The sequence below is a fragment of the Wenyingzhuangia aestuarii genome (assembly GCF_011927765.1).
Lineage (GTDB): Bacteria > Bacteroidota > Bacteroidia > Flavobacteriales > Flavobacteriaceae > Wenyingzhuangia > Wenyingzhuangia aestuarii.
Map to the genome: position 1 here is coordinate 1 of NZ_JAATJG010000023.1, position 10,306 is coordinate 10,306.

The 10,306-nt window shown below is 28.8% G+C and carries 9 protein-coding genes; all 9 read right to left on the minus strand.

What is annotated here, in order from left to right:
* Positions 1 to 996 precede the first annotated feature (996 nt).
* On the minus strand, positions 997 to 1,719 hold the full coding sequence (locus tag GGR97_RS14765; protein WP_167899303.1) for a hypothetical protein: 723 nt from the start codon (positions 1,717 to 1,719) through the stop codon (positions 997 to 999).
* Positions 1,720 to 2,576: 857 nt separating this feature from the next.
* Positions 2,577 to 3,170, minus strand: a complete 594-nt coding sequence (locus GGR97_RS14770; protein WP_167899304.1) for a hypothetical protein — start codon at positions 3,168 to 3,170, stop codon at positions 2,577 to 2,579.
* Between the two features lie 231 nt (positions 3,171 to 3,401).
* Positions 3,402 to 3,719, minus strand: coding sequence for a type II toxin-antitoxin system RelE/ParE family toxin (locus tag GGR97_RS14775; RefSeq protein WP_167899305.1), 318 nt, complete (start codon positions 3,717 to 3,719; stop codon positions 3,402 to 3,404).
* Positions 3,719 to 3,940 carry a hypothetical protein gene (locus tag GGR97_RS14780; RefSeq protein ID WP_167899306.1) on the minus strand — a complete coding sequence of 74 codons (222 nt, stop codon included), beginning with the start codon at positions 3,938 to 3,940 and terminating at the stop codon, positions 3,719 to 3,721. The genes GGR97_RS14775 and GGR97_RS14780 overlap by 1 nt, the downstream gene beginning before the upstream one ends.
* Positions 3,941 to 5,216: 1,276 nt before the next feature.
* Complete coding sequence (locus GGR97_RS14785) at positions 5,217 to 5,621, minus strand: hypothetical protein (RefSeq protein ID WP_167899307.1); 405 nt, start codon at positions 5,619 to 5,621, stop codon at positions 5,217 to 5,219.
* Positions 5,622 to 5,832: 211 nt separating this feature from the next.
* On the minus strand, positions 5,833 to 6,579 hold the full coding sequence (locus tag GGR97_RS14790) for a DKNYY domain-containing protein (RefSeq protein WP_167899308.1): 747 nt from the start codon (positions 6,577 to 6,579) through the stop codon (positions 5,833 to 5,835).
* A gap of 212 nt (positions 6,580 to 6,791) precedes the next feature.
* Positions 6,792 to 7,433 carry a hypothetical protein gene (locus GGR97_RS14795; RefSeq protein WP_167899309.1) on the minus strand — a complete coding sequence of 214 codons (642 nt, stop codon included), beginning with the start codon at positions 7,431 to 7,433 and terminating at the stop codon, positions 6,792 to 6,794.
* Positions 7,434 to 8,292: 859 nt separating this feature from the next.
* Positions 8,293 to 8,967, minus strand: coding sequence for a hypothetical protein (locus GGR97_RS14800; RefSeq protein ID WP_167899310.1), 675 nt, complete (start codon positions 8,965 to 8,967; stop codon positions 8,293 to 8,295).
* Positions 8,968 to 8,971: 4 nt separating this feature from the next.
* Positions 8,972 to 9,199 carry an HTH-like domain-containing protein gene (locus tag GGR97_RS14805; protein WP_167899311.1) on the minus strand — a complete coding sequence of 76 codons (228 nt, stop codon included), beginning with the start codon at positions 9,197 to 9,199 and terminating at the stop codon, positions 8,972 to 8,974.
* Positions 9,200 to 10,306 lie beyond the last annotated feature (1,107 nt).

The following is a 10,306-nucleotide window of genomic DNA, read 5'->3' on the forward strand; positions in this document are numbered from 1 at the left end:
CTACTTAAAGATTGATGGAAATAGTCCAATTCATCTTTTAATAGGAATAATCCTAAAAGTAGTTTTCTGATTTCCATTTTTTATTGTTGCTAACGGTTTTAGCTAGGATTAGTACGGGGTTGAAAATCGCCAAGATTTTCAGACACGGACTAAGCCGAAGCTTTTTGTTTGGATTTGTTTTTTGTGGTTACACAAAGCCAAATCAACAAGATTTGGCGGACATTGTAAATATACACAAAAGTTTGAAGTAGGACAGGAGCCCGTATTAATTTTAGCTGTTGTTAGCATATCGTATTTTATTTTCTAGAATTTTTTGGTAAATAGAAATATTAGGAGAGTTACTGATTTTGATTCTCGAGAAGTTTTAATTTCTTATTTAAGAGAAAATTCTTTTAAGTTTTTGAAGTTTCAAAACTCAGCGTTGCTACTTTTTTCAGTTTTCAAGGAATAAAAACTATTCATAAAAGACTAACTATTTTGGAAGCAAAATTCTCAAAACTCAACATAGCTACGAATTAATTTTTCAGCGTTTTTAAGCTTCTTTTTTTTATAGAATATACATTCAAGCAAAAGTTTTAAAAATTCAGCACAGCAACTTAAACAGCAGAGTTAAGAACTATTTATTTTATAGAAAATTATCGTGAAAAGATTTTATGAGAAACTACTGAACCAACAAGCCATGGAAATTTGAACACGTATTGTAGAAAATATTTCAAAGCTTAGAAATATTAATTTTTAGAGTTTACCCACGCTGATTCACAAACTTTATTTTGAGATTTTTCGACTATGTATGCTAACGGTTTTGGCTAGGCTTTGTGCGGGCTTGAAAATCGACAAGATTTTCGAACACGTACTAAGCCGAAGCTTTTTGTTTGGATTTGTTTCTTTGGTTTCACAAAGCCAAATCAACAAGATTTGGCGACTTAGTAAATATACACAAAACTTTGAAGTTAGCACAGAACCCGCATGAAGTTTAGCCGGTGTTGCCACATGTATTTATGAAATCCACAAATTTTCCTTTTTTTCAATATTCCATTGATTATTTATTTTTTTCATATAAAATCGAACTCCATAACCTCCAATTCTTCCTTCCGAATATCCTATATCTATAACACTATATTTTTCGGTAGAATCTATCATAAAATTACTAAATCTCATTATTCGTTTAATTTTATTTTCTGAATAATTATTTAAAATCTCAGACTTTTTAGGGAGTTCAGAATTTAACTTAAGCTTTATTTTGATCTCAGTTAATTGAATTTTTTCTAGATCAATTTTAAATTTATCTATGGTTTTTCTTTTTTTTAGGTTCAATTTTTCTCCAAAAAAACTTATTATATTTAGACTATCAGTACTAAGATATACTATGTTCTCAAGAACCAAATAGCCCTTATATCTATCAGGTTTTGATGAGATTATATTTTTTTTCCAATCTAATAATGTTTTCTTATATTCTTTAGATTTTTTCCAATTATGAATGGCTTTATCTAAATTTTCAGAATCTGTTTTTTCAAAAAAATTATTATTATTTAGATATTCAACAGATGGAGGAGGAGGGGGGATTGAGTTTATTTCATTATCTAGTAAAGTATTTACTAACAGTGGAATAATTTCATAAAATACTTTTTTTTCAGTTAGTTTATTAGCTTTTTCTTGTTTGGTGTTCGAAAAAAGAGTTGAAACAATCAAGATTATAGCTAATATCAGTATTTTTTTCATATGTGTGGCAACGGTTTTGTATAAAAATCAGTTTGGGAGAAAACGTCGAAGACTTTTCGAACCGAGCGATTTTTATGTTTAAAAGTACAGAACTTTGGAGTACGAACCAAACCCAAATTGTTTTTATGCGGTGTTAGCCTGCGTATTTTTCAATCTTTGAAAAATATTTCAGCAAGAGATAATTTTTTAGAATTAAAAAGTTAAGCTTTCAGCTTTTAAGATTTCTTTTTTAGAATTAGTTTTTATTGATTTTATGATCAGCGTTTAAAATACTCTTAAATAAAAATTAAATTTCAATACTAATTTTCAAAAATAATCTATCGATTAAGAAACAACTTTGTATAAATAAAAACTTCTCAAGCTTATTTTAAGCTACTTTCTCAGTGTTTAAAAAACTTTCAATGAAATAATGTTTTCTCGACTACTTTTTTGCTTAGCAACGATTTGTAAAGATATTTATCGATTAGAAATAAACTATCAACAAGTTCTTAAACGACTGAATAAAAAAACAGCGAAGCTAACCGAAAAATACCTTTAAACGACTTTTTCAAAGTAATTGTAAAAATTTTTCAGCGATAGAATTTTTGATAAAAAGAGAAAAAAAATAGGAGAGTAGTTTACTTTTAGTTTTAGCGGTTCTGACCTATGCTGGCTAACGGTTTTGGCTAGGATTAGTACGGGATTGAAAATCGACAAGATTTTCGAGCACGGACTGAGCCTAAGCTTTTTGTTTGGATTTGTTTCTTTTAATTTGACTAAGCCAAATCAACAAGATTTGGCGGACTTTGTAAATATACACAAAACTTTGAAGTAGGACAGGAGCCCGTATTAATTTTAGCCGGTGTTGGCTGTAGTTTTTATTTCAGATTTTCGAGTAATTTGTATTTTTCATTAACAAGATTAGATCTTTTCTTTCCTATAGGTTCATTTTTTAATTCTGCTTCAATTTTAATGAATTTATTAGCAAAATTGTAAAATGTCTCAGTTGTTGTAAAGTCTTTCAACCATTTAGTGAAATCATAGAGTTCCTCCTGGTTTTTCGAATATTCTAAATTTTCTACTAAGCTTGAGTATTCCCAGTTTGAACTTTCAGATTTATCAAAATTTAGTAATTCATTTCCTAAAAAGATGTCAATTAAATAAGTATTAGAATAAAATGTTTCTAAAGCTTTTTTCTCAGCAAGTTTAATTTTTTTCTTTTTGAAAAGAGTAATTGTCCATTCGAAGAGAAATATTGGAAAACCAGAGTCTTCAGGGAAATTTTTGTGAAACCAATTAAAATATCTCAAAGCTCCAGAATAATCGTTTAATTTTAAATATAATTCAGGTGGTAAATATCTAAGTCCTTTACCATCATTATAAAATCCTCCCCAATGCTTTTTATCAGCAGCGAGTTCACTTTTAATTTTCTTAATTTTATTTTGAATTCTTTCGACTTGTTTTGGAGTCATTTTTCTATTCGTTCGTGTTAATTACAGCCAACGGTTTTGGCTAGGATTAGTACGGGAAGAAAAGGAGCAGAGCCTTTTCGAGCACGGACTGAGCCGAAGCCTTTTTTTTGGTTTTAATTTTCTTATTACAAAGCCAAATCAAAAAGGATTTGGCGACTTAGTAAATATACACAAAACTTTGAGCAAGAACCAAAACCCGTATTAATTTTAGCCGGTGTTAGCTAATGGCGTTTATTCGTTTCGGTTAATTTTAATAGGATCTTGTAAGGTATTGAAAACGTCAGCTATTTTTATGAGAGATTCGTTTTCGTCTACTGAATAAATAATTTTATAATTATTACAAATTAAGTATCGATAAGAAATTTTTCGATGAGTTAATGAATTTTCAATTTGTCCAAGGAAAGGATTGTTTTCAAGTATTTTAGGCTCCGCTAAAATTTGTTTAACAATTTTTTTAGCAGTTCTTTTATTTACTTCATCACAATAGTATTCAAATATTTCATCTAATTGTTTTTCTGAGAAATCAGACCAAATGACAGTATATTTCATTATTGATATTTAGCTAATATTTGAGAGCTTGTTTTGAATCGGTTATTATTAAAGTCATTTTCAGATTTATCTATTCTGTTATTTAATTCTTCGATAGAAAAAGGTTTTAACTCAACTGATTTTTCTTTCTTTAAAAGATTTTCAAAACGAGCTAATACATCTTCTTTCTGAATTTTTATAAATTCTTCAATAAATTCTAATTTTCTACCTTGTATATCCATAATAAAATTATTTACTCAAAAATACAAAAATCTAATTTTGTAAACGATTTTGTCTTTAAAAAAGTTTTTTTCAAGCTTTTAGCTAACGGTTTTGGCTAGGATTAGTACGGGATTGAAAATCGGCCAGATTTTCGAGCACGGACTGAGCCTAAGCTTTTTGTTTGGATTTGTTTCTTTTTAATTTGACTAAGCCAAATCAACAAGATTTGGCGGACATTGTAAATATACACAAAACTTTGAAGTAGGACAGGAGCCCGTATTAATTTTAGCCGGTGTTAACTTATCGTATTTTATTTACTGGAATTTTTCGGTAAATAGAAATATTAGGAGAGTTACTGATTTTAATTCTCGAGAAGTTTTAATTAATTATTTAAGAGAAAAATATTTTAAGTTTTTTGAAGTTTCAAAATTCAGCGTTGCTACTTTTTTCAGTTTTCAAGGAATAAAACCTTTCATTAAAAAACTAACTATTTTGGAAGCAAAATTCTCAAACTCAAGTTAGCTACGAATTCATTTTCAGCGTTTTTAAAGTACATTTTTATCTTGTGATATACTTTCAGGCAAAAGTTTTAAAAATTCAGCAGAGCTACTTAAACAGTGGAATTAAGAACTATTCTCTTCTAGAAAACTATCGTGAAAAGATTTTAGGAAAAACTACTGAACCAACAAGCCATGGAAATATGAATACGTATTATTGAAAAAGTTTCAAAGCTTAGAAATATTGACTTTTAAAGTTTACCCACACTGATTCCCAAACTTTATTTTTGGAATTTTTTCGACTATGTAAGTTAACGGTTTTGGCTAGGCTTTGTGCGGGTGAAAATCGCCAAGATTTTCGAACACGTACTAAGCCGAAGCTTTTTGTTTGGTTTTGTTTCTTTTAGTTATAACTAAGCCAAATCAACAAGATTTGGCGACTTAGTAAATATACACAAAACTTTGAAGTTGGCACAAAACCCGCATGAAGTTTAGCCGGTGTTGTAGTACGTTTTTTTTATAAACGAGATTATTTTATAAACGAGATATACTATTATAATAATATTTACAATATTCCAAAATTGAAAACTTAAGTAAATAATTTTTTCTTGAAATGTCATACTACTTAAACTCCAGTACTCTCCTTTACTTTCTTGATAAGAATCATCATATATCATGAGTAATAGTCCAAAAGCGACATAAATAATTGTTAAGTCAAATATAATTAGAGTAACAAATATGATGATTTTCTTCAAAGAGAGTTTTTTTTAAAATTTGTAAATAGAATTTAGTTTTTGTCTCAATGATTGTTTTTAATTGATTTTCTGAAATAACTTTCAATATTTTCAATTCTAGTTTTAATAATTAACTGATTTATCCAGTAGTTTATTATCATAAAAATTATAGGTATGATTATTCTTGTTTTTATTTCAGCATTATTTGCCCAAAAAAAAATATATGTACTTATTCCAAGAAGAAAAGATTTAAATATTACAGAATCTAAATTAATTTTCCATTCATTTCGGTAAAATTCACCACTAATTGTCGGTTTAAATCTTGGATAATATCGAGGAGTATATGTTTTAATTAAATCTTTAAATCTTATTTTTTCGTTATTAGTAACCTTCAAGTTATTATTCTCTAAAACTTGAATAAACTGATCTCTATTTAATTCAGTTACTTGAATATTTGATTTAATTTTCATCTAATGTACTACAACGGTTTTGGCTAGGCTTTGTGCGGGATTGAAAATCGACAAGATTTTCGATTACGGACTAAGCCGAAGCTTTTTGTTTGGGTTTGTATTTTTTAGTTAAACTAAGCCAAATCAACAAGATTTGGCGACCTAGTAAATATACACAAAACTTAGAAGTTGGCACAAAACCCGCATGAAGTTTAGCCGGTGTTGTGTGTAGTTATTTTAATCTGATTTGTTTCATAGTATTATATAAGTTAATATTACCGTATTTATCTCGACACTTAATAAATCCATACACTTCAAAGGTTTTAATATCAACTGTGTCTAATATTTTTATTCCTTTAGAATCGTAACAAATATTTCTATTATAGTGATAAACATTTTTAGAATCCGAAGAAATTCCTCCGCTTTTAGGATATACATTTAAATTATCATATTCGGATGATGGCACTTTGATACTATTAATGAAATAATTACAACCATCTCTTGTCCAACGTCTATACTCATTTTCAAGACTGTCGTGAAAAACAAACTCAAAATTTTCAACAGAACAAACATTTAAAGCTTGATTTCTATAATAGATATCTTTATAATCTTTAGAGTAATAATTATCGATTATTTCAAACTGTTTACTACTAGAATTTGTAATTGAATCACCATAATAATAAACTCTATTTTTATCGATAGAGTATCCTCTTTTAATTCTTTTAAATGAATTTGAATCGGCACCATTAATAATTTTTCTTTTAAAAAAGACAAAGTTTTTATCTTTTCCATAACTACCACTTATGTGCTTGAAAGAATTTTTATCGGCTCTGTTAATTTTTTTCTCAACTTTACCTTGTGCAGCATTCCATTCTATAAAATATACACCGTCATCACGAATATCATATGGAGAGCAACCCGTGAGTGATAGAGTTACTATTAAAGAGATAAATATTTTGAATGCACTTTTTTTTTTCATAATTACACACAACGGTTTTGGCTAGGCTTTGTGCGGGCTTGAAAATCGACAAGATTTTCGAGAACGGACTAAGCCGAAGCTTTTTGTTTGGATTTGTTTTTTTGGTTTCACAAAGCCAAATCAACAAGATTTGGCGACTTAGTAAATATACACAAAACTTTGAAGTAAGCATAAAACCCGCATGAAGTTTAGCCGGTGTTAGCTGTAGTTTTTTATTCTTTCTTTTCTTTTTCTTTCTCTCGTTTGTCAATGAATTTTTTAAAATCCCTAATAGTTTCAATTTCTATATAGCCGAACTCCATCGAAGCTTGTGATAATGGAGTTAGCTTTTCGATTTTATTTTGAATTTCAGTCAACATCCAAGAGCAAGTTTGAAGAAAAATATTTCTAGAGTCTTTGTCTTCGGTTTCTTTTAGTCCCTTCATTATGTTGAGTTTTGAAACAGTTTGAGACGATTTGTCAAGCTCCTGAATTCTTGAAAGAATACCTGAATGATTAAAATCACAACCTTGTATGTTATGAGCAAATTCATTCCTGATTTTTCTGATAAGATTCAAATCTCGTACATATCTGTCACTTAATATTCCTAGACGATAGGACATAATTATTTTCGAACTTAATGTTGATAAAGGAGCATTTGGACCATCAAAAATTTCATCTTTCGAGTTTGTATTTGGAGCTAAATATCCGATTAATAGGTTTCTCAATGCAGCATCAAATAATGAAGTCGCAAAAATTGCAGCTCCTCGGTCAGTTTCTTTGTCAAATTCTTGCTTTAATACATTATTCCAATAATCCTGTGCTTTTTGAATTTCATTTTTAGTATTCTCCTTTATTGAGATTTTTTTATCCATTTTTGCTTCGGTTTTGAATTACAGCTAACGGTTTTGTATAAAAATCAGTTTGGGAGAAAACGTCGAAGACTTTTCGAACCGAGCGATTTTTATGTTTAAAAGTACAGAACTTTGGAGTACGAACCAAACCCAAATTGTTTTTATGCGGTGTTAGCCTGCGTATTTTTCAATCTTTGAAAAATATTTCAGCAAGAGATAATTTTTTAGAATTAAAAAGTTAAGCTTTCTTTTTTAGAATTAGCTTTTATTGATTTTATGATCAGCGTTTAAAATATTCTTAAATAAAAATTAAATTTCAACACTAATCTTCAAAAATAATCTATCGATTAAGAAACAACTTTGTATAAATAAAAACTTCTCAAGCTTATTTTAAGCTACTTTCTCAGTGTTTAAAAAACTTTCAATGAAATAATGTTTTCTCGACTACTTTTTTGCTTAGCAACGATTTGTAAAGATATTTATCGATTAGAAATAAACTATCAACAAGTTCTTAAACGACCAAATAAGAAAACAGCGAAGCTAACCGAAAAATACCTTTAAACGACTTTTTCAAAGTAATTGTAAAATTTTTCAGCGATAGAATTTTTGATAAAAAGAGAAAAAAAAATAGGAGAGTAGTTTACTTTCAGTTTTAGCGGTTCTGACCTATGCTGGCTAACGGTTTTGGCTAGGCTTTGTGCGGGCTTGAAAATCGACAAGATTTTCGAGAACGTACTAAGCCGAAGCTTTTTGTTTGGATTTGTTTCTTTTGATTTCACAAAGCCAAATCAACAAGATTTGGCGACTTAGTAAATATACACAAAACTTTGAGAAAGCACAGAACCCGCATGAAGTTTAGCCGGTGTTGGGCACAGTTTTTTTATTTGGTTAATCTTTCGTTTATAAGTTTATCAAGTTCATTAAAATCTATAGTGTTAATTTCTGTTTTAGAAATCTCTTTATATGAATTTAGATGTTCGCCTTTTGAAATTACAAAGATATCAACATTTTCTAAGAGCTTAATCTCAGTAATAATTTTGTCAATTTTCTCTTTCCCTATATTTCCTTGAGAGATAATGACATAAATGAATTTAATATCTTGTGATATTTTTACTTTTTGTTCGATTTTAGTTTTCCCATCTTTGTAAACAGCATATTTTTCTTTAATATTATTTAATTGGTTATTTCTGTCTTTTGCTTGAGTTAGAAATTCAAACCGTTTATATCCTAAATCCGTTTTAAGGTCAAAGAAGCAATTTATTATATTGTCTTTCATTAAAACAATGTCAGGTCTTAATAATAAAGATTTTTTACCGCTTTTATTCTTTAACTCAGTTTCTTTAAATGAAATTGGAGGGTCGACTAAAATTTTTACTCCATTAGGATTAGTGACCTTTTCTGCACAATAGCAACCAAATAAATCTTCTGTAAGTGAAGATATTGAATGGCTTGTTCCACGACTCAAAATATCTGTATTTGAAGTTGGTGAAAAAGCACATTCTCTTGCTTGTAAATATGCCTCTCTTATTTTTTGCAAAAATTCAGACTGTTCCAATAATTTAACTTTTAGAAATTACATAGTTAGCTAATTTTACTCCTTTAGTTAATTCTGTCAAGTATGAAGCAGAAATACCAGATTGCTTTATTATGTCTTTTTTTGAATATTCACTTTGTTTTATCTCGTTTGCATATTTAATTCCAAATAAATGAATCATAGCAACAGAATCTCCTTTTGGAGCATTATTGTACATTTCACTAAGTTTATTTCCTAATTCATTCAGAGTCATCTTTTAATTTTTAGTATTGAGTTATTGAATAGAGCCAGATTTCGATCAAATTGTGCCCAACGGTTTTGGCTAGGATTAGTACGGGGTTGAAAATCGACAAGATTTTCGAGAACGGACTAAGCCTAAGCTTTTTGTTTGGTTTTGTTTCTTTTTTAATCACAAAGCCAAATCAACAAGATTTGGCGGACTATGTAAATATACACAAAACTTTGAAGTAGGACAGGAGCCCGTATTAATTTTAGCCGGTGTTACCCTATCGTATTTTATTTTCTACAATTTTTCTGTAAATAGGAATTTTGGCAGAGTTACTGGTTTAAATTTTTGAGAAGATTTAATTTCTTATTTAAGATAAAATTCTTTTAAGTGTTTGATGTTTTAAAATTCAGCGTTGCTACTTTTTTTCAGTTTTCTAAGGAATAAAAACTATTCATAAAAGACTAACTATTTTGGAAGCAAAATTCTCAAAACTTAACGTGGCTACGAATTAATTTTTCAGCGTTTTAAGCTTCTATCTTTTTATAGAATATACTTTCAAGCAAAAGTTTAAAAAATTCAGCACAGCTACTTAAAACAGCAGAATTAAGAATTATTTATTTTCTAGAAAACTATCGTGAAAAGAATTTTATGAGAAATTACTGAACCAACAAGCAATGGAAATTTGAATACGTATTATAGAAAAAGTTTCAAAGTTTAGAAATATTAATTTTTGGAGTTTACCCACACTGATTCCCAAACTTTATTTTTGGAATTTTTTCGACTATGTAGGGTAACGGTTTTGTATAAAAATCAGTTTGGGAGAAAACGTCGAAGACTTTTCGAACCGAGCGATTTTTATGTTTAAAAGTACAGAACTTTGGAGTACGAACCAAACCCAAATTGTTTTTATGCGGTGTTAGCCTGCGTATTTTTCAATCTTTGAAAAATATTTCAGCAAGAGATAATTTTTTAGAATTAAAAAGTCAAGCTTTCAGCTTTTAAGCTTTCTTTTTTTAGAATTAGCTTTTATTGATTTTATTTTAGCCCCCAATAAGTTCGGAGTGTTCTTTTAAATTTCAAACTAATATATTTGAAATATGAAATACAAGAAATGGGAGTTGTCCCAGAAGC

Bases quoted from the DNA above. Each gene is read 5' to 3' on its own strand.
- GGR97_RS14765 (WP_167899303.1), bottom strand. From the start codon at position 1,719: ATGAAAAAAATACTGATATTAGCTATAATCTTGATTGTTTCAACTCTT.
- GGR97_RS14770 (WP_167899304.1), bottom strand. From the start codon at position 3,170: ATGACTCCAAAACAAGTCGAAAGAATTCAAAATAAAATTAAGAAAATT.
- GGR97_RS14775 (WP_167899305.1), bottom strand. From the start codon at position 3,719: ATGAAATATACTGTCATTTGGTCTGATTTCTCAGAAAAACAATTAGAT.
- GGR97_RS14780 (WP_167899306.1), bottom strand. From the start codon at position 3,940: ATGGATATACAAGGTAGAAAATTAGAATTTATTGAAGAATTTATAAAA.
- GGR97_RS14785 (WP_167899307.1), bottom strand. From the start codon at position 5,621: ATGAAAATTAAATCAAATATTCAAGTAACTGAATTAAATAGAGATCAG.
- GGR97_RS14790 (WP_167899308.1), bottom strand. From the start codon at position 6,579: ATGAAAAAAAAAAGTGCATTCAAAATATTTATCTCTTTAATAGTAACT.
- GGR97_RS14795 (WP_167899309.1), bottom strand. From the start codon at position 7,433: ATGGATAAAAAAATCTCAATAAAGGAGAATACTAAAAATGAAATTCAA.
- GGR97_RS14805 (WP_167899311.1), bottom strand. From the start codon at position 9,199: ATGACTCTGAATGAATTAGGAAATAAACTTAGTGAAATGTACAATAAT.